The organism is Carboxylicivirga fragile (genome assembly GCF_050589805.1).
Classification (GTDB): domain Bacteria; phylum Bacteroidota; class Bacteroidia; order Bacteroidales; family Marinilabiliaceae; genus Carboxylicivirga; species Carboxylicivirga fragile.
On the sequence record NZ_JBNGOY010000022.1, the window covers coordinates 1 to 19,294 of the forward strand.

The 19,294-nt window shown below is 36.8% G+C and carries 19 protein-coding genes; 12 read left to right on the plus strand and 7 right to left on the minus strand.

The window, feature by feature from the left end; all coding sequences use genetic code 11:
* The first annotated feature begins 368 nt into the window (after positions 1-368).
* The 12 genes from ACRD7B_RS11155 to ACRD7B_RS11210 all read left to right on the plus strand — a co-directional run bounded on the left by ACRD7B_RS11155 (position 369) and on the right by ACRD7B_RS11210 (position 14,704).
* Entirely contained in the window at positions 369-797 is a 429-nt protein-coding gene (locus ACRD7B_RS11155) for a hypothetical protein (RefSeq protein ID WP_430824636.1), read from the plus strand.
* Between the two features lie 235 nt (positions 798-1,032).
* Positions 1,033-1,728 (plus strand): NUDIX hydrolase, encoded by a 696-nt coding sequence (locus ACRD7B_RS11160; RefSeq protein WP_430824637.1) that lies wholly within the window; start codon positions 1,033-1,035, stop codon positions 1,726-1,728.
* A gap of 29 nt (positions 1,729-1,757) precedes the next feature.
* The gene (locus tag ACRD7B_RS11165) at positions 1,758-2,804 is read left to right on the plus strand and encodes a UDP-glucose--hexose-1-phosphate uridylyltransferase (protein WP_430824638.1); all 1,047 of its coding nucleotides are present in this window, start codon (positions 1,758-1,760) and stop codon (positions 2,802-2,804) included.
* 25 nt (positions 2,805-2,829) lie between these two features.
* Complete coding sequence (locus ACRD7B_RS11170) at positions 2,830-4,107, plus strand: galactokinase (RefSeq protein ID WP_430824639.1); 1,278 nt, start codon at positions 2,830-2,832, stop codon at positions 4,105-4,107.
* Positions 4,108-4,167: 60 nt separating this feature from the next.
* Positions 4,168-5,193 carry an aldose epimerase family protein gene (locus ACRD7B_RS11175; RefSeq protein ID WP_430824640.1) on the plus strand — a complete coding sequence of 342 codons (1,026 nt, stop codon included), beginning with the start codon at positions 4,168-4,170 and terminating at the stop codon, positions 5,191-5,193.
* A gap of 302 nt (positions 5,194-5,495) precedes the next feature.
* The gene (locus ACRD7B_RS11180) at positions 5,496-7,985 is read left to right on the plus strand and encodes a mechanosensitive ion channel family protein (protein WP_430824641.1); all 2,490 of its coding nucleotides are present in this window, start codon (positions 5,496-5,498) and stop codon (positions 7,983-7,985) included.
* Positions 7,972-8,412, plus strand: coding sequence for an acyl-CoA thioesterase (locus ACRD7B_RS11185; RefSeq protein WP_430824642.1), 441 nt, complete (start codon positions 7,972-7,974; stop codon positions 8,410-8,412). The genes ACRD7B_RS11180 and ACRD7B_RS11185 overlap by 14 nt, the downstream gene beginning before the upstream one ends.
* 143 nt (positions 8,413-8,555) lie before the next feature.
* Positions 8,556-12,107 carry a CotH kinase family protein gene (locus ACRD7B_RS11190; protein WP_430824643.1) on the plus strand — a complete coding sequence of 1,184 codons (3,552 nt, stop codon included), beginning with the start codon at positions 8,556-8,558 and terminating at the stop codon, positions 12,105-12,107.
* A gap of 11 nt (positions 12,108-12,118) precedes the next feature.
* Positions 12,119-12,538, plus strand: a complete 420-nt coding sequence (locus ACRD7B_RS11195) for a hypothetical protein (protein ID WP_430824644.1) — start codon at positions 12,119-12,121, stop codon at positions 12,536-12,538.
* A 5-nt stretch (positions 12,539-12,543) separates the two neighbouring features.
* A complete protein-coding gene (locus ACRD7B_RS11200) occupies positions 12,544-13,251 on the plus strand; it encodes a DUF2490 domain-containing protein (RefSeq protein WP_430824645.1) in 708 nt (235 codons plus the stop codon).
* A 12-nt stretch (positions 13,252-13,263) separates the two neighbouring features.
* The gene (locus ACRD7B_RS11205; protein ID WP_430824647.1) at positions 13,264-14,040 is read left to right on the plus strand and encodes a polyphosphate polymerase domain-containing protein; all 777 of its coding nucleotides are present in this window, start codon (positions 13,264-13,266) and stop codon (positions 14,038-14,040) included.
* Between the two features lie 10 nt (positions 14,041-14,050).
* Positions 14,051-14,704, plus strand: a complete 654-nt coding sequence (locus ACRD7B_RS11210; protein ID WP_430824648.1) for a DUF4956 domain-containing protein — start codon at positions 14,051-14,053, stop codon at positions 14,702-14,704.
* A 66-nt stretch (positions 14,705-14,770) separates the two neighbouring features.
* Here ACRD7B_RS11210 and ACRD7B_RS11215 read toward each other — a convergent pair whose 3' ends face one another.
* The 7 genes from ACRD7B_RS11215 to ACRD7B_RS11245 all read right to left on the minus strand — a co-directional run bounded on the left by ACRD7B_RS11215 (position 14,771) and on the right by ACRD7B_RS11245 (position 19,216).
* On the minus strand, positions 14,771-15,598 hold the full coding sequence (locus ACRD7B_RS11215; protein WP_430824649.1) for an Mrp/NBP35 family ATP-binding protein: 828 nt from the start codon (positions 15,596-15,598) through the stop codon (positions 14,771-14,773).
* Positions 15,585-16,502 carry an ATP-binding protein gene (locus tag ACRD7B_RS11220; protein WP_430824650.1) on the minus strand — a complete coding sequence of 306 codons (918 nt, stop codon included), beginning with the start codon at positions 16,500-16,502 and terminating at the stop codon, positions 15,585-15,587. Before ACRD7B_RS11220 ends, ACRD7B_RS11215 begins: the two co-directional genes overlap by 14 nt.
* On the minus strand, positions 16,495-17,373 hold the full coding sequence (locus ACRD7B_RS11225; RefSeq protein ID WP_430824651.1) for a nucleotide-binding protein: 879 nt from the start codon (positions 17,371-17,373) through the stop codon (positions 16,495-16,497). The genes ACRD7B_RS11220 and ACRD7B_RS11225 overlap by 8 nt, the downstream gene beginning before the upstream one ends.
* A gap of 97 nt (positions 17,374-17,470) precedes the next feature.
* Positions 17,471-18,196: a DUF4405 domain-containing protein gene (locus ACRD7B_RS11230; protein WP_430824652.1), complete on the minus strand. Its 726-nt coding sequence runs from the start codon at positions 18,194-18,196 to the stop codon at positions 17,471-17,473.
* Positions 18,197-18,282: 86 nt separating this feature from the next.
* Positions 18,283-18,471: a DUF5320 domain-containing protein gene (locus ACRD7B_RS11235; RefSeq protein WP_430824653.1), complete on the minus strand. Its 189-nt coding sequence runs from the start codon at positions 18,469-18,471 to the stop codon at positions 18,283-18,285.
* Between the two features lie 9 nt (positions 18,472-18,480).
* Positions 18,481-18,798, minus strand: a complete 318-nt coding sequence (locus tag ACRD7B_RS11240) for a NifB/NifX family molybdenum-iron cluster-binding protein (RefSeq protein WP_430824654.1) — start codon at positions 18,796-18,798, stop codon at positions 18,481-18,483.
* 16 nt (positions 18,799-18,814) lie between these two features.
* Positions 18,815-19,216 carry a DUF134 domain-containing protein gene (locus ACRD7B_RS11245; protein WP_430824655.1) on the minus strand — a complete coding sequence of 134 codons (402 nt, stop codon included), beginning with the start codon at positions 19,214-19,216 and terminating at the stop codon, positions 18,815-18,817.
* Positions 19,217-19,294 lie beyond the last annotated feature (78 nt).

Here is a 19,294-nt window from a genome sequence, read left to right on the forward strand (position 1 = left end):
TCTTGAAAAATACTATTAAAAACAATCCAGGTGTCCCTGCCCCGATAGCTATCGGGGCGATTCCAGGTGGCACCACCGAGATGAAGGGTTATTTCAAAAGAAATTTTGAGATGACCCTTTTTTTATACGATATAAAGCAGCTCTTTTTTTGGATCAGGGATCAACACCTAATATAGATGTTTATATAATATTTATTTTGCTTATTTTATTTATCAACAAAAAAACTGCATTCATCAATTAAAATATCACATTCACCAAGGAGCTGTACTTATTTGATTAAAACAACCTGTTACGTTTTAATAAATACATTATTAACGTTTAAGATTTTAATAATGATTTTACCTTAAAACACTACAAAAATTTAAATTATGAAAAAGTACATTCTATTAACAGCATTGCTCATCAGTGCAACAAATATATTCTCTCAAAAAACTTGGAATAACAAATCAGTATCAACAGAAGTGGTTGTGTACAGCCCGCCACTAATCAACCCAATTGTAACCATTAAGTTTGACTATGACTACACTCTTCATCCAAATGGATACGAAGAAGTATCCAATGTAAAAAATGTATCACTCATAGGTTTCAACTATGGAAGCATATTAGCTTCTAATCTAGTTTTTGGCATTGAGAACAATTGCTATATAAACTTTACATTCTCAGGTTATGCTACGGCTGGACAACAATTACAATTCTTCGGACAACTTATGTACAAGGGCAAACGCGAACCTTCTTCAACAGGAGGTGGCACAGGCGGTGGCGGCTTTGGCGGCGGCGACATTCAAAATCCTAACTAATTATATTAAAAGGTAAAATCATCTAAGGCTGTCAACAATTTGACAGCCTTTTTGATATATTTCACTTCCCCATTGGTCTCTTAACTTTTACTTAACCCAGATTTCTAAAAATCATATAACACACAAATTTTCCAATGTATAACTGAACCTTATTTTTAATAAAAGTAAAAAATACCTTTAAAAACTTTTTAAAAGTCATTTTTACTTTTATATTTGATTCGTTAATTTTCCAGTTATGATTTACGACCAATACGATAAAAGTAAAAGATACCTCTCAGTTGACTGTATAATATTTGGCTACGAACAAGAACAACTTAAAATACTATTGTTCAAACGAATCATTGAGCCCGCCATAGGCGAATGGTCATTAATAGGCGGCTGGATAAAGGAAGATGAATCGGCCGAACAATCTGCCCGACGTGTATTACAATTTATCACAGGGCTGAGCGATGTTTACCTGGAGCAAGTTCAAACCTTCTCAAAACCTGATCGTGACCCGGGGGGAAGCGTGTTAACTGTAGCCTTCAATGCTCTAATTAACATTGAAGAACACAGCAATCAGCTTATCGAAAAATATGGTGCTAAATGGTTTCCTATTTCGGAGTTACCAAACTTAATTTTCGACCATAACGAGATGTTGGAAATCGCTATAAAAAAACTGCGCTTAAAGGCTACTTACAATTTAATAGGCAGACAATTACTTCCATCAAAGTTCACAATTACGCAATTACGCAATTTATATAACGACATCTTTCAAAAAAGCTTTGATCCGGGCAACTTTCGAAAGAAAGTACTTTCGTTAAAAGTGCTTAAACAGCTCGATGAAAAAGACATGTCAGAATCTAAGAAAGGTGCATACTACTTTAAGTTTAAAGATGATTTTGAAAGCAATACAGTTGAGCCCATTTTTAAAAATACCTTAAAATTATAACACACTAAGAAATTATAAATCAATTTACAATGGAAACTTTCCAGTTTACAGAACATTCACATCGCAGATACAATCCCTTAAATGGAGATTGGGTATTAGTGTCACCCCATCGCACTAAACGCCCATGGCAAGGTAAGGTTGAAAAACCTGCTGCCGATCAACGTCCTCAATACGACGAAAAATGTTACTTATGCCCTGGCAACGAGCGCATAGGTGGGCATAGTAATCCTGAATACAAAGATGTGTTTGTTTTTCAGAACGACTTTAGCGCCTTGGTTCCAGACATACCGCAAGGTAAATTTGAGAAAAAAGACTTGTTCCGTGCTGAAAGCGAAAAAGGTTTTTGCAAGGTTATTTGCTTTTCTCCTCGCCACGATCTAACCATTCCTGAAATGAAGGTTGAAAACATTAAAAAAGTAGTTGATCTTTGGACTGAAGAATACAAGGAAATTGGAAAACTGGATTATATCAATCATGTTCAGATTTTCGAAAACAAAGGTGACATAATGGGATGTAGTAATCCCCATCCCCACGGTCAGATTTGGGGACAATACTCAGTACCAGTTGAGCCAGCGAAAGAATCAATAAAACTAAAAGAGTACTTCGATGCCAATGGAAAAACTTTATTGGGCGATTACCTTAAGGAAGAACTAAAAGACAAAGAGCGCATCTTAGTTGAGAACGATCATTTTGTCGCATTAGTGCCTTTTTGGGCAACATGGCCTTTCGAAACAATGATTGTAAGCAAAAGAGCTGTTTCGAGCTTATCTCAACTTAACGAGGATGAAAAGATGGCATTAGCTGATGCTTATAAGAAACTAACCATCATGTATGATAACTTGTTTGAAGTTTCGTTCCCTTATTCAGCTGGTATACACCAAGCGCCAACCGATGGCGAAGATCATCCAGAATGGCATCTTCACATGCATTTTTATCCACCGTTATTACGCTCAGCTACTGTTAAGAAATTCATGGTGGGCTACGAAATGATGGCCAATGCACAACGTGATATCACTGCAGAACAAGCAGCTGATCGTTTACGTGCCCTACCAACAACTCATTACAAAGCTAAATAATCAATCATACTAAATTCAACAAGTTATGTCGAAGATTAACGAATTAATTGCAAAAATAAACGGTGGTGATAATACCCCTTTTAAAGAGTTATATGGAACAGATACAGCGGTATTAAAAGAACAAGCTGATCGTTACATCAAGTATATCAATGAATTTAAGAGCATTTATGGAACAGATGATCTAACACTTTTAAGTTCACCTGGTCGTACCGAGGTTGGTGGCAACCATACCGATCACCAATTAGGACGCGTATTGGCGGGCGCAGTAAACCTTGATAACATTGCAGTTGCAGCACCAAACAACACAAACAAAGTACGAATTACGTCTGTTGGTTTCGATCCTTTCGAAGTTGATCTTGGTGAATTAGAGGTTACTGAATTTAAATTAACTCCTGGAAACATTGTTAGAACCATTGCTAAAGAGATTAAAGCACTTGGTTTCGAAATTGCTGGTTTTGATGCAGTAATTCATGGCTGTGTACCTGAAGGATCAGGTCTAAGCTCTTCGGCATCATTTGAAGTATTAATCGGAGCCATCTTTAGTAACTTATTTAACGATGGCAAATTAGATCCAGTTGACAATGCTAAAATTGGTCAGAAGGCTGAGCATGCATGTAAGAAGTTTTGTGGATTAATGGATCAGACAGCTTGTGCTGTTGGTGGTTTCATTACCATTGACTTTGCTGATAAAGCAAACCCTATTGTTAAGGCACTAGATTTTGACTTTGCAAAAACAGGTTACTCTTTAGTTATTACCAACACTGGCGGAAGTCATGGTGGATTAGACGAAGAGTACAACTCGCTTCCAGGAGAAATGAAAGCCGTTGCCAAAGAACTCGGACACGAAGTTCTTCGTCCTTTATCAATGGAAGATGTAGTAAAAGGAATACCTACTATCCGCGAAAAAGTTGGCGATCGTGCAATCTTGCGTGCGATTCACTTTCAGGGAGATAATGCTCGTGTTGTAGAGCAGGTAGCTGCTTTGGAAGCTAACAAATTTCAAGATTTCTTGGGAATGGTAGTCGAGTCGGGTTACAGTTCATACATGTACAACCAAAATATCTTTGTTGGAGGTGAAGCTAAACATCAGAATGTAGCCCTAGCATTATCAATGAGTGAATTGATATTAAAAGGGAAAGGCGCATGGCGTGTTCATGGTGGCGGATTTGCTGGTACTATACAGGCATTTGTACCAAATGATTTATTAGATGAGTACACTTCAACTTTAGAGTCTGTATTTGGTGAAGGTAACTGTCATAAATTGTTTATCCGTTCAAAAGGATCTATTAAATTAGAGTTGTAATAGTGTTACCAGGCACATGAAGTAAGAGGCATGTGCCTGTTTAAACTTAAAACATTCACGATGACAAAAGCAGCAGACGTTTTCAAATTAAAGAATAGAAATAATGTTGAAGTAACATTCATTGGTCGCGGTGGGCAAATTACTTCTATTAATGTACCTGATTCGAAAGGCTCTATAGCAGATGTGGTGGTTGGTTATGAAACCATTGAAGAAGCTTTAGCCGGAGATGGCTATTTTGGTGCCCTTTGCGGAAGATACGCCAATAGAGTGGTAAAAGGCCAATTCGAGATTGACGGTGAAAAATACCAGTTGGAATGCAATAACGACCAAAACCACCTACACGGTGGTAGCGACGGTTTTAACAACCGCATTTGGGAAGTTGAAGCCTATGACACGAATAAATTTGCTCAGGCATACAAATTAAGCCTTACAAGCAAAGACGGTGATCAGAAGTATCCTGGTGAACTTAAGGTTGAAGTGATTTATGGTCTTACAGAAGAGAATGAATTTGTAATTGAATACATTGCCAACACAACAAAAGCGACCATCATTAACCTAACCAGTCATGCCTATTTTAACTTAAAAGGTGCTGGTACAGGAACCGTTGAAGGACAAAATCTACAACTAAATGCTTCAAAATTCACTCCAATTTCTGCCGAAATAGGAACAGTAACCGGTGAGATTGCAGAGGTTAAAGACACTGCAATGGATTTTGTTGAGCCAAAAACCGTAGGCGAAGCATGTGCTGCAGATTGCCCACAGGTAAAAATAGTAGATGGCATTGATCACAACTTTGTAATTGATGGCTATGATGGTATGTTACGTTTAGCAGCTCGCATGTCGGATCCTGAAAGTGGTCGTGAAATGGAAGTATATACCGATCAGCCAGGTATTCAAGTTTATACCGGAAGTCATTTTGATGGTTCAGAAACTGGTAAGTTAGGAGCACCTATTGTAAAGTGGGCTGGTTTAGCTTTGGAAACTCAGATATTCCCAGATTCGCCAAACAAAGAGCACTTCCCAAATGCTGTTTTAAGACCGGAAGAAACTTACAAACACACCTGCGTGTACAAATTTATTATCTAAAGATAGATTGTTCATTAGTTTGGTAAAGCAGCAGGCAAAATTGTCTGCTGCTTTTTTTGCTCCAACGAATTTACGACTGTTAAAGAAATAATTATCTATCTTTGATAGTAATCCGATTACGAACCAAAACGATTGATAAAAAATCAATCTATGGTTTTATTTCGGCATTAACTCCCGATAATTATCGGGATAATTAGCAAAATGCTTTATCAATCATCCGATAGCTATCGGATTTTGAATACAAATGGTATAAGTTTCTATTTTTGCATTTACTAAATTCATTTGATTTAAAATTATATTGTATGCCACTAACATATAGGTTCATATTAATACTCGTTTTATTTCTTAACAGCATTGGCAATATATCTTCTCAGAATTTAACATCTGAGACGGATACAGCTCAAACAAAAAAAATAAAAGCTTTCGCCATCGAAGATTTAGGTTCAGCAAGTGAACGAACGCTTTCTTTTTCTAGAAAACTGCAACAGAATCTCGAATCTGAAAAGGATTTCGAACATCTGGACTCATTAGTAAACAGAAGACTGGAACAGGTTAAAGAATATCAGGAAAACATTAAAACGATTGATATTGAAGACATGAATTTCAGACAAACGGAGAGTTTACGTCTGAAATTGGTCAATACTAAATCCCAAATTGATGGCACAAGAAAGCGACTTGTAGAAAAATCAACTCAACTTGGTGAGAAAAAAGAAGAGATAAACTTATACCAGCTTCAATGGCAAAAAACATTGGTACGAGTTAAAGAGAATAAACGTCCAGCTGAGGTGATTGATCGAGTTCAGTCAAATCTTAAAAACATAAATGACTTAGACAAAAAACTAACCAATCGTAACAACCTGCTCCTAAGAGGTCAAGACAAGTTAACCGGAGCCTTAATCTATCTTGATGAAATAATAACCAACATAGATAAGATACAAGATTCGTTTAAATCAAAAATTTACACCATCGACAGCCCACCTCTTTGGGCGCTTTTCTCAACAAATACCGATTCAACAAATGTAAAAGAACGAATAACTAACATAGCTGATTCCAGAACACAAGATCTCATAAACACAAAACATGTTTACACTGATCTCTTCATTTCATTCATTATCATTGTTGTATTATTATTTGGGTTTACTGTCTACATAAAATACCGTTACGATAAAATTGTTGTAAAAAAAGAAAATGCTCCTATCGATAAAAGGCTTTACTGTATTTTACACCCAATGCCTTCGATTATTTTATTGAGTGTTTTATTTTTGAACCTATTCTTTAATTCTGTCCCAACTGATGTTCGAGATATTTACAAAGTGCTTTTAATCGTTCCTCTTCTGGGATTAACATCCAATATTTATACCGAAATCCCCAAACGCTTTTTCTACTTATCGGCACTCGTTTTCTTCCTTTCTATTTTTAGCGATATTTTTACCGAGTTGATAATATTTAGCCGACTGATAATTCTTTCAAACAGCCTTATAACACTATATATTCTAGGCTCTTTACTAAATCACTTTAAAAGGAATAAAAAAATCAACAAGGATATTAAATTCCCTTTCAATACGTTTTTCTTACGTATCGGAATTATTACCATCAGCCTTTCAATAATTATTAATGCCATAGGTAATTCTTACCTCTCATCTATCTTATTCAGAGGCACAGTTAACCTCATCTTTGGTGGTATTCTTTTATTATCAGCTTCAGAAGTATTAAAAAGCTATTACGTTTTAATCGTTCGCCACAAAACACTTGGTAAATTAAATACCTTTGAGCATTATCCCGATGAAATATTAAAATGGTTATATAAACTAACCAACATTTCCATTATTGCCTATTGGTTACATATGAGTTTAAACTCATTTATGATCTACGATTCATTATATGCCTGGCTCGAGGAATTAATGGTGAAAGAATTAGCCTTAGGGTCAGTTGCCATTAGCCTGGGCAATGTGTTTGCTTTTTTTATTACTCTAACCATTGCACTATATGTGTCCAAATTCATTCGCTTCATTCTCAACGACGAAATATTCACTCACTTCGAATTACCCCGAGGTGTTCCAGGAGCCGTATCTATGATTGTTCGTTTGATACTAATTGCCTTTGGTTTCGTTCTGGCCTTTGGAGCTGCCGAAATAGATATCAGTAATATTACCATCATTTTCGGTGCCTTAGGTGTAGGTATTGGTTTTGGCCTGCAAAACATATTCAACAATCTGGTATCAGGATTAATCCTTGCTTTCGAGCGGCCTGTTCAGGTGGGCGACATTCTACAGATTAGTAACCTGAATCTGATGGGCGAGGTGAAAGAAATAGGAATTAGAGCTAGTACGGTGCGGACTTTTGATGGTGCTGAAGTCATTGTGCCCAATGGCAATTTAATCTCCAATGAGATGATTAACTGGACACTATCTGATCGAAGAAAACGACAGGAACTATTAATTGGGGTAAGCTATGGAACTGACACAACAAAAGTTCTGCAATTACTCGAAGAAGTAGTAGGTGTGCAAGAAGGTGTATTAAAAAAACCTGCACCTTTCATTATATTCAAAGGTTTTGGTGATAGCTCGCTTGATTTTCGCGTATTATTTTGGACTGCCTTTGATTATGGCTTAAGTACCAAAAGTCGTGTGGGAGTTGCTATTGATAAAGCTTTCAAAGAAGCTGGCATAACAATCCCATTCCCGCAGCGCGATCTACACTTTATAAATGCGGAGAATGAAAAGAGTGAACCAACATCAGACTTAAGCAACTTAGAATCAAAACAAGGCATGGACGCTGATGCCGATGATTAACAAGCAAAACATTGCCATGATATACGATTACGAATTAGAATTTAAAGTAAGAGATTACGAATGTGACTTGCAGGGAATCGTTAATAACTCTGTTTACCAAAATTACCTCGAACATACGCGTCACGAATTTCTGGATGAGATAGGTCTTAATTTCAAGGAGCTTTATGACAAAGGAATAGTGGCCGTGGTTGCTCGCGCAGATTTAGCATACAAAACACCTCTTCGCAGTAACGATCAGTTTGTTGTACGCACAAGAGTAGAGCACAAAGGCCTTAGATACATTTTCCATCAAGATATCTATCGCCTACCAGATGAAAAATTGTGCTTAAAAGCTGTCATTACAACTACGAGTATTATTAACGACAAACTGGCCGAATCGCAGGACATAAAAGCTGCTTTTGAGGACGTAATTAGTAAGAGAGTGTAAGTGTCAATATTTGCAAATAATTATTATTTAAGGCCTTATGCTTTTCAATTTAATAGATATGTGAGATAATTGTGAGGTTTATTTTTTTGTATTCTTCTCAATTAAAGGTAACATTACAGGCACATTTCCTGTAACATATATACATGAATAAATCCAAAAGCTTAAGAAGTATACTATTACTATGTTATTTTTTAACATTACTTATACCCCAACTGACCATCGGTCAAATAAAAATAAATGAATTTGTCTCATCCAATGTTACTGGCTTAACAGATGAAGATGGTGATTATCCGGATTGGATTGAATTATACAATAGCTCTGAACAAACTGTAGACCTTAGTAATTATTTTTTATCGGACGATTTATCCGACACGTTAAAGTGGCCTTTACCATCAACAACTCTCGCATCAAAAAAGCACATGCTTATTTTTGCTTCGGGTAAAAATCGTTTCAATATTGTTAATGAATGGAATACCATCATTGATAAAGGTGATGAATTAAAATATATAATTCCTGATCAAGAGCCAGAAACAACTTGGAAAACTGCAGATTATGACGACAGTCAATGGTTAAATGGTGCTTCGGGCATTGGCTATGGAGATGATGATGATGAAACAATTATTGAATCGTGCATAAGCTTTTTCGTTAGAAAACAATTTACCATTACTGATTTTGATAATATTGCTCAGGCTGTCTTACACCTTGATTATGATGATGGTTTTGTGGCCTACCTCAATGGCGTAGAAATAGCTCGAGATAATCTTGGAACTGCAGGCAGTTTTGTTTCATTTGATCAAACGGCTGACAATTGGGAGCATGAGGCACAAATGTACCAAGGCCTTCCTCCCAATCAGTTTGAGGTACACAATTGGGAAAGCATACTAACGGAAGGTATTAATGTATTAGCCATTCAGATTCATAATTACTCCAATACTTCGTCCGATCTAAGCTGCATTCCATTCTTTAGCCTGGGTTTAAAAAATAGTGAAGGACATGAGGCCTCAGAGCACATCAATTTACCAACATCATACCTGCATACCAACTTTAAAATAAAAGCTGGAGGAGAATCATTATACCTATTCAAAAACAAAGTATTTATTGATTCTATACAAGGAAAAAAGTTATTAGCTGACATATCTCTCGGACGTCAAACAGACGGAGATGAACAATGGAGTTATTTCGACACACCTACTCCGGGAGCTGCTAACATAGGAAACTCATCAAACGAACTGACAACAGATTCAGTACAGTTTTCAATACCTGGAGGAAATCATCAGGGGCAGTTAAGCCTAGTCTTATCGAACCCAAATAAAGGTGACAGTAAAATCTATTACAGTACCGATGGTTCAATACCTGATAAAACAAGTTACCTATTCAGTGATGAAATAAAGATTAACACCGACACAGTTATTCGTGCAAGAATTATGGATGATGGGGTATTAGCAGGTCCGGTATTAACACAAACATATATTCTAAACAAACAACATACACTTCCTATTATCAGTCTTTCAACTGATCCCAATAATTTATGGGATTATCAAACAGGCATTTATGTGAAAGGACCAAATGCAAGTCCGGACAATCCATTTTGGGGAGCAAATTTTTGGCAAGATTGGGAGAAACCTGCTCATTTCGAGTACTACGATAAAGATGGCACTAAACAAATTGATCAGGGTGCAGGGGTTAAAATTTATGGCGCTTGGTCGAGAGCTCATCCTTTAAAATCAATGGCACTCTTCGCCCGTAAAGAATACGGAGATGGTTCATTTAATTATAAGTTCTTTCAAAACAGAGATAACGACAAGTTTGAAGCACTTGTTATTCGTAATTCGGGTAACGATTTTTACAGCACTCACCTCAGAGATGGGTTAGTGGCCTCAATTATGGAGCCCCTTGATATAGAAAATCAAGGTTTCCAACCTACAGCCATTTATCTCAATGGGGAATATTGGGGAATTTTAAATTTGCGTGAAAAAATAAATGAGCACTTTATTTCCGATCACACATCTATACGTAACGACAGTGTAAACATTCTTGAATTAGGTGGTGAAATTGTGAATGGTAATGATAAGGCCTATCAAGAACTTTTAGATTTTATCAGTAAAAATAGTTTAACGATAGAGGAAAACTACGAAAAAGTGGCTGAGTACATCGATGTTGATAATTACATCGATTATTTACTAGCTCAAACATTTATTGATAATAGAGATTGGCCAGGCAATAATATCAAATTCTGGAACACGACTAGTTCTAAAAGCCGATACAGATGGATCATGTACGATACGGATTTTGGCTTCGGTTTATACGATACAAATAATTACCAATACAACTCATTGGCTGATGCACTTGCTAGCAATGGTCCAAATTGGCCAAATCCACCCTGGTCGACCAAACTATTCAGAGCCCTAAAAGCCAATAATAAATTTAAGGCCAAGATGGCGCAGCGGGCGAATGATTATCTGGAGCACTACTGGAAACCATCAATGATGAATGAAAAAATTGATTCGCTCAAAAACATCTATTCCGAGGAAATGAAAGCGCACTGTGACAGGTGGGATTTGGATTACACACATTGGAGTAACGAAGTGGCACGCCTAAAGACATTTTCTAATTATCGTCCTCGGCATTTTGAACAGCATGTAAAAGATATACTTGGATTCGACGATGAACACTATTTAAGTGTAGATGTTTCATCAAGCGAAGGTGGCCATATAATTATCAATGATATAACAATTAATGACTACCCTCATTCTGCTTCCTTCTATAGCAATCATTTAACAAGAATACATGCAGTGCCTAGGCCTGGATATCGTTTTGTCAAATGGGAAGGTGATTTATCATATAGCAAAGCCGAATGGGATTTTTACCTGAATACACAACGATCGCAAACAGCCGTATTTGAAGCCGCATCCGAAGATGATGTTTCCATTGTTATTAATGAAGTATTCTACAAGTCGTCTGAAACCATTAAACCAGGAGACTGGATAGAATTATGCAATGAAGGTAAGACATCGGTAAATCTAAAAGATTGGGTATTTAGCGATACACAAGAGGATTCAGCATTTGTTATTCCCCATGACATATTATTGGCGCCCAAAGCCTATTTTGTAGTATGTAAAGACAAAGTCAAGTTTAAAACAACCTACCCCATGGTGAATAATGTTGTAGGTGATTTTGAATTTGGTCTGAGCAGTTCGGGTGATTATCTGCGTCTGTATAATTCCGATGGTGATTTGGTAGATGCCGTTGATTACTATCCTAACGGAGATTGGCCTGACGAAGCCAATGGACAGGGAGCGTCCATCGAACTACTCAGCCCTTCAGAAAAAAATGAATTGGGCGAAAACTGGGAGGCTTCACAAGATGGTGGAACGCCAGGAGACCCTAACAGAGCATATGATGATGTAGGTATTTTTAATCCAACAACTCAATTAAATGCTGACTTACAATGCCTGCCAAACCCGGTGCATAATTCAGCAACTATTCAGTTTACTGCGGAACAAACAGAAGAATACCAGCTTGAATTACTAAATATTGACGGAACAAAAATCGAAACTATCAGACATGAAGTATTTCATGCCGATCAACATACAATTATGTGGACAGGTGCTTCCAATCTAAACAATGGCATCTATCTTCTGCGCTTGAGCAGTATACAAGGACAAGAGTGTATTAAGATTATCATCATTAACTAAGCAACAAAAAAATGGCAATACCTAAACACAAACGATATCTCAACCTATTAATAATATTCATCACCCTGTTTGTTTCTTCTTGCGAGAAAGGACCCGGTGAAGGAGGATCTGCTAAAATAGGAGGCAAAGTAATTATTGAAGATTACAATTTCGATTTCACCATTTTACGCGACACCTATCCGGCTCAGGACTATGACGTATACATCATCTATGGCGATGAGCCTTATTATGGCGATAAAGTGGCAACAAGCTACGATGGCTATTTCGAATTCTCATATTTACGCGAAGGAAGCTATACTATCTTTGCCTATTCAAAGGATAAAAGTTTCGATTACAATACAACATCAGAGCTGGTTGCAATAAAAAGAGAAGTAACAATATCATCGAAAAAACAAGAAGTTATTGTTGATGACATTGTGGTTATTAAGTAAGAATCATGGTGAAAAAACTGTTTCTTACAATATTAACCCTGTTCCTCTTGTATCATAGTACAAAAGCTCAATATGAGGATTTTGAAACTTGGTACAATCTGACAATTAAAGGTGAAATCAATAAAAAATGGACTTATAGTCTGGAGCCTGAACTTCGTTTTTTTGAGAATGCTGGTCAGTTGAGTAATTGGCAAACCGAATTTAGCTTGTCGTATGATTTGCCCAAGAAGTTTGATGTGGGAGGCATATACCGTTATGCAGTAAATTATGAAAAGCAAAATTATAATAGGCGCATTCATCGATTTGCCATTTTTGTAAAGTACCAGCTTAAAACAGGTCATTTTAAATGGCGTTATCGTGGGCAATTGCAAAATGAATGGGTAAATTATAACACATCGGCTGATGGCCAGATTAATTACATGGGGCATCGTCATAAATTTGCGCTTAAATACGATGATAAGGATTGGTATTTTGAACCATCAATGGGAATTGAATATTATTTCAGCCTGATGCCGGCAAAAGATGTTGGAGAATGGAAACAGCGCTATTATGTTACCGTAGAGAAAAAGATTAACAAACGAACAAGTGCCAAAGTATCGTATCGCCGCCAAAGTGACTTTAATGTGGCAGAACCTGATTTAGTTAATGTATTATTTGTAGGAATTGAGTACAAACCGAAATTCCTGAAGCACAAAAAGAAAAATAAAAAATAGAACAAAATAAATATGACAGAAGCATTATCATTAGAAAAAATGGACATCGTAACTGTACTTAAACGGTTTTCACCCATTTCCTTGGATGATATGAACGGCGTAAGTTTAATGAATCGGATTGACACGAAATTCATTGCTCCTGCTGGTCTGTTGCCTGTTATATTGGAACAAATGTCGACGCATTATAAAATTCTTGAGATTGAAAGCGACAGATTATTCGAATACAAAACGGAATACTACGACACCAAGGAATTTGGCATGTACGAGGCACATCAAAATGGTAAACTGAATCGATTTAAAGTTCGAAAAAGAGAATACGTAGCCTCAGGTCAACACTTTCTTGAAGTGAAGTTTAAAAACAATAAACGTCGTACAATCAAGAAACGCATTGAGAAAGAAGAAGCAAACTCAATCAACGAAATGGAGATGAGCTTCATTGAAGAAAATAGTCCCTATAAAACAGATGAACTGGAACTGAAGCTCTCAAACCAATTCAATCGCGTAACACTCGTTGGTGAAACAGAACGTTTAACCATTGATTTTAAGCTATCGTTTTTTGATAACACCGGAAACAAAGTGAATTACCCCGAGGCAGTCATTATTGAATTAAAACAAGAACACTTTTCGGCATCCTCATTTGGCATGCAAATACTCCGGAAGCATAAAATACAGCCCGAATCGTGCAGCAAATATTGCCTTGGTGCAGCGTCGTTGAATTCGCACATAAAATCGAATCGCCTCAAAAAGAAATTTGGGATGATTCAAAAATTTAAACAATTAAATAAATAGTAATTCATATATGGATATTTATCTACTAAACACCAGTTTAGTCAACTGGACAGATCTACTTCAATTATTCCTTCGATTTTCATTTAACCTATTTGTAACACTTGTTTTGGTTCGATTACTTTATTACCAAACAGCCAAACGCAAGGACTATTTATTCACCTTCATCCTTATAAGTACAATCGTTTTTTTACTTTGTTTCTTGCTCGAAAGTGTTAAACTACAATTGGGATTTGCCCTTGGCCTATTCGCCATCTTCGGTATTATTCGTTACCGTACAACTCAAATTCCTATTAAGGAAATGACCTACCTTTTTATTACAATTGGTATTTCGGTAATTAATGCATTAAGTAGTAATCATGTTAGCTATGCTGAAATAGCTTTAACAAACTTCTTTGTTATAGCGATAACCTTTGCACTTGAACGTGTTTGGTTGCTCGAACACGAATCAAGCAAATTGGTTATCTACGAGAGAATTGAACTGATTAAGCTGGGAAAGAAACACGAATTGCTCGACGACCTGCGCGAACGCACTGGCCTACCTATTCATCGATACGAACTAGGCAAGATGAACTTTTTGAGAGACACAGCCCAGGTTATCGTTTATTACTACACCGACGAAATGTATAACGTTGAATCATCGGACATGAGTGATGATGATGACTAGATAGTTTCGATTATTATGGAACGATTCTTTAATTACAGTTTAAAATAAAGAACCGTTCCGTAAATATTACTTTGCTAAAGCAAGACAATCAATTACTTTAATTGACAGCTCTTCAAAAGCCTGATGTGTTTTTTTATTTGTAGAATGATAAACACTCAAACCTTTATCACTCATCTCTTCAATATCCATTACCAATGGAATTTGTCCGAGAAGAGGCACTCCAAATTCTTTGGCTAACTCTTGTCCTCCCCCTTCTCCAAAGATGAAATACTTTTCATCTGGATGTTTAGCAGGTGTAAACCACGACATGTTTTCGATAATGCCAAGTATGGGTATCTGAATGCTTGAATGATCAAACATGGCCAGTGCTTTACGGCCATCAGCTACAGCCAATTGCTGAGGTGTGATTACCACTAAAGCCTGAGCTTGCTTAATATCCTGTGATAGCGTAATACAAATATCACCTGTCCCTGGTGGCATATCAATTACAAGTGTATCTAATTCGCCCCAAAGAGTATCGCTAATAATCTTCTTTAAGGTATTTGATGCCATTGGTCCGCGCCAAATCATTGCATCTTCTTTATTGGTCAACAAGCCAATGGACATAATCTTAACCCCATATTTTTCTATAGGTTTAATGTAATTCTTACCATTTTCTTGAATAATTTCCGGCTTTTGATCAGCAATACCAAACTGAATAGGGCTTGATGGCCCATATATATCGGCATCCAAAAGACCTGTTCTTAAACCTTCGCGCGACAAACTTACTGCAAGATTAGCCGCAATAGTTGATTTTCCCACTCCTCCTTTACCAGATGCCACCAGAATAATATTCTTGACATTAGGTAAAAACTTTTCTTCTTTTATTGGAGTAACCATTTTAAAATCTGACATACTCACTTTCTTGTTTATTTAGTTTGAATACTTTATCTGTATTTATCAGAGCTTTCCATATCGATCGAATTATTTCAGCTTCACTTGATTTCGGGGCATATTCAATGATGTTCTTCTGTTCAATCATTGCATGCCTGAAAAGCATGCTAAATGGCACTTCGCCAAGTACTGGAATGGCTAATTTCTCTAATTCATCTTTGATTACTAATTCCAATTCCTGATGAATGCCAGCTTTATTGATAATGGCCGATACAGACACTTTAAAATTCTTTATCAAATTGATTAAACGACTGGCATCGTGCCACCCACTTTGACTTGGCTCGATAACTAAAAGCACTTGTTTTGCACCTGTTATCGAAGCAATCACAGGGCATCCTATTCCGGGTGGTCCGTCACTGATGATATATTGAGCTGAAGTTTCAATGGCTTTTTCCTTTGCTTTCTTGCGGATAAAAGAAACTAATTTGCCTGAATTTTCTTCTCCAACACCCATCTGCGCATGAATAAAAGGACCAAATCGAGTTTCGGATTCAAACCATGTATTACCACTATTTTTGGTACTTACTATTGCTTGCTGAGGGCAAATACGCTCACAAAGACGACACCCTTCACACGCAAAAGGATCAATCGCAAGCCGACCATCTTTATTTTCGATAATCGCATTAAAACGACATTGTGTTACACATTGGCCACACTGGATGCAATTAGTTGATTCAATAGTACATTTCCATCCACTAATAAAAGCATCTTGTTGCTTTACTTCAGGCTGCATAATTAAAAACAAATCGGCAGCATCTACATCGCTATCGCAAATCACGACAGATTCAGCCAACGAGGAAAATGCAGCTGTAATAGTGGTTTTACCCGTTCCTCCTTTCCCGCTTAATATGGTTATCTCATGCATATATCTGCACTTTACTATTAATCTGTGTTAGTATTTGTTCATATACTTTTTGTATATCTTCAGAAATATTCTGTAGTATTTTTCCTTGCGCATACAGGTAGGCATAATTCGTTGAGAAAGGAATTTTACCAATTACCTCAATATTACTTTTCAGAAGGTATTCCTCCATCTCAGGAAACTGATCATCTGCTTTGTTTATTACTACACCAAAAGGTTGTTTTATCTCGTGAAGCAACTCTATCATAAGTTTTAGATCATGTAAGCCAAAAGGACTTGGCTCTGTAACCAAAATTGTATAGTCTGTTTGACTAAGCGTGGCAACAACCGGGCAACTGGTTCCTGGAGGAGCATCCAATAACTGAATATCAGCTTTTAACAACGAACTGTTCACAAGGTCTTTTATAACCATTGTTTGCATAGGTGAACCAATTACCAGGCGCCCCTCCAACAATGGAGGTTGACAACTGTTGTTAAATGGCTGAATTTCACCAATTAAATGTGCTTTTTCCTCAATGGCATTTTCAGGACAAATATATGCGCAAGCACCGCATGAATGACACAATGCTGGGTTTACATCAGCATAATGTTTAGAAGCAATAATGACGATGGCATTAAACTCGCAATATTCAACACATTTCCTACAATAAGTACACTTAACGTGATCAATTGTAGGGATTAGCTGATTAACATCAATTACTTCTTGTACTTGATAGTTTGGAAAGAATATAGCATCGTTTGGCTCCTCAACATCACAATCTACCAATTGCACTGATTGAGTAATGTTTTCTTTTATAAAATGAAACAAATTAACCGAAACAGTGGTCTTGCCTGTTCCTCCTTTACCACTTGCAATTGCTATTTTTATTGACATCAAACTAAATTAATTGCCTGAGCATTATGATTAATGAAATTAACAATACTTCAACAATGACATTTTAACAAGCGTTAAGCATAATCGCATTAAAGTATTAATTGTGATACGCTTCAATCACCTTATCAACATCCGACATATGAAAACCATATTGCTTTCGTAACCGGCCCAATTTTGCTGCATGGTCAATTCCATCCGGAAGCTCAAGCTCTTTTTTGAAGAAACTCAGTGGTACATTATAGGTTTCAGCTACTTCTTGTAAAGTCATTCTACCATTAATCTCATGAGATTGATAGCGATGATCGGAATCTTTGTGCGAAGCATGTTTGGTAACTTGAGAAGTATTTACGTTTACGACATCACTTACAACTATGGTTTCGTTAGTTGCTTCATGTGTTTTTACAGCGGTTTCACTATTGACCTTTAAATGCTGACTATGTTTAAATTCACTTCCAAGTGTAGGGCTTACAAAAAAGGGGAATGAAATGAAAAGTGCTGATAGAGTTATAAATAGAGCCGTATAAACAATTTTAATCGATGATGATTTTATCAATCGCTTTGTAACATTCGTGACAAAGGACCAATGTAATGCGATATGAAACACTAATAAAGCTATCAACACCATACTTATAATGAAATGTATCTGCCCCCATTGATGACGATCCATATTAAGCCAAAGCATGTTATGGTTTGAACCGAACTCAGCCCATTTGCTTCGGCCAGGTGGAAGTGTGTACTTGATTAATATGCCTATCCCGGTAATGGCACATAGGCACAAAAGCAGGAGGGCATCAATAAAGTAATTGATGGTTGATTTCTTCATGATCTGAATGTTTTAATTTAAAAGCAGGCAATGAAAATCATCACCTGCTTTTCACTCATCTTTGGTGTTTTAAATCTGCGAAACCATTACAAGTCTCCAGATCTAAATCTAAAACGAGAGCCAGCATTGTTGCCAACTCCTCTTCGTCCTCGTCCCATGCCTCTTTCCATTCCAGGTTGATCAGCATTTTTTTTGTCGTTTGAACGACATTTTCCCTTACTTCGTCCGGTATCAGGACCTTGCCCTGATGGACCGGTTCCATCAAATCGTGGCATAATTTTTAATTATTTAGAAATCTTGGCAATGATCGACTCAATGGTACTGTCACTTTCATCAAGCATCACCATTTGAATTTCAAATTTATTTAATAGTTGTTTTGCTTTTGGTCCAAAATCGCCGGAGATAACACGCTTAACTCCTAATTCAATCATTTTCTCTGCCGATTTGGTTCCCGCACCTCCTTGGACATTTACAATATCATTAGAAACAAACTTGCTTGTTTTATCTTGGGTATTGTAGACACAAAAATAAGCGGCACGTCCGAAACGAAGATCGAATTTGTCCGTTAACTTATCTCCTGCTGATGTAATTACTATTTCCATTTTAATTTTCTTGAATTTATTTTTCCTGTATTCGTTCAATCACTTCTGATTGACAGATAGGGCATGCATTTTCGGTACTATTAGGGAGGTTAAAACGTGCATGACATTTATTACACACGAACCAATCATTATCGAGGTGAGCATTTCCATAGACAGCTTTTATTTCGCTTGTTTCAACCAATGCTTTTGCAATTTTGCGTCGAGCACTTTCATATATACGAGCAAAAGTAGCACGTGACACACCCATTAATTTACTGGCTTCAGCATGATTCATTAAATCATAATCAGCCAGCTTTATAGCTTCGTACTCTTCGTAATTAAGATCAATTGCAGTTTTATTCTCAACATGGCCGTAAGGTTTAAAACCTTTAAAGCCGGGAGGAGCTACAATTCTTCTTAAACGTCTTCTTCTTGGCATATCTTAATAATTATTGTTCAAATATAGTGAGAATATTCTCATTAATCGCAACTTAAATGAGAATATTCTCATTTAATA

What these genes read in the sequence shown, in the direction of transcription:
- ACRD7B_RS11200 (WP_430824645.1), top strand. Translation starts at nt 12,544, where the DNA reads ATGGTGAAAAAACTGTTTCTTACAATATTAACCCTGTTCCTCTTGTAT.
- ACRD7B_RS11235 (WP_430824653.1), bottom strand. Translation starts at nt 18,471, where the DNA reads ATGCCACGATTTGATGGAACCGGTCCATCAGGGCAAGGTCCTGATACC.
- ACRD7B_RS11230 (WP_430824652.1), bottom strand. Translation starts at nt 18,196, where the DNA reads ATGAAGAAATCAACCATCAATTACTTTATTGATGCCCTCCTGCTTTTG.
- ACRD7B_RS11220 (WP_430824650.1), bottom strand. Translation starts at nt 16,502, where the DNA reads ATGCATGAGATAACCATATTAAGCGGGAAAGGAGGAACGGGTAAAACC.
- ACRD7B_RS11210 (WP_430824648.1), top strand. Translation starts at nt 14,051, where the DNA reads ATGGATATTTATCTACTAAACACCAGTTTAGTCAACTGGACAGATCTA.
- ACRD7B_RS11245 (WP_430824655.1), bottom strand. Translation starts at nt 19,216, where the DNA reads ATGCCAAGAAGAAGACGTTTAAGAAGAATTGTAGCTCCTCCCGGCTTT.
- ACRD7B_RS11180 (WP_430824641.1), top strand. Translation starts at nt 5,496, where the DNA reads ATGCCACTAACATATAGGTTCATATTAATACTCGTTTTATTTCTTAAC.
- ACRD7B_RS11205 (WP_430824647.1), top strand. Translation starts at nt 13,264, where the DNA reads ATGACAGAAGCATTATCATTAGAAAAAATGGACATCGTAACTGTACTT.
- ACRD7B_RS11225 (WP_430824651.1), bottom strand. Translation starts at nt 17,373, where the DNA reads ATGTCAATAAAAATAGCAATTGCAAGTGGTAAAGGAGGAACAGGCAAG.
- ACRD7B_RS11190 (WP_430824643.1), top strand. Translation starts at nt 8,556, where the DNA reads ATGAATAAATCCAAAAGCTTAAGAAGTATACTATTACTATGTTATTTT.
- ACRD7B_RS11195 (WP_430824644.1), top strand. Translation starts at nt 12,119, where the DNA reads ATGGCAATACCTAAACACAAACGATATCTCAACCTATTAATAATATTC.
- ACRD7B_RS11185 (WP_430824642.1), top strand. Translation starts at nt 7,972, where the DNA reads ATGCCGATGATTAACAAGCAAAACATTGCCATGATATACGATTACGAA.
- ACRD7B_RS11215 (WP_430824649.1), bottom strand. Translation starts at nt 15,598, where the DNA reads ATGTCAGATTTTAAAATGGTTACTCCAATAAAAGAAGAAAAGTTTTTA.
- ACRD7B_RS11160 (WP_430824637.1), top strand. Translation starts at nt 1,033, where the DNA reads ATGATTTACGACCAATACGATAAAAGTAAAAGATACCTCTCAGTTGAC.
- ACRD7B_RS11240 (WP_430824654.1), bottom strand. Translation starts at nt 18,798, where the DNA reads ATGGAAATAGTAATTACATCAGCAGGAGATAAGTTAACGGACAAATTC.
- ACRD7B_RS11165 (WP_430824638.1), top strand. Translation starts at nt 1,758, where the DNA reads ATGGAAACTTTCCAGTTTACAGAACATTCACATCGCAGATACAATCCC.
- ACRD7B_RS11175 (WP_430824640.1), top strand. Translation starts at nt 4,168, where the DNA reads ATGACAAAAGCAGCAGACGTTTTCAAATTAAAGAATAGAAATAATGTT.
- ACRD7B_RS11155 (WP_430824636.1), top strand. Translation starts at nt 369, where the DNA reads ATGAAAAAGTACATTCTATTAACAGCATTGCTCATCAGTGCAACAAAT.
- ACRD7B_RS11170 (WP_430824639.1), top strand. Translation starts at nt 2,830, where the DNA reads ATGTCGAAGATTAACGAATTAATTGCAAAAATAAACGGTGGTGATAAT.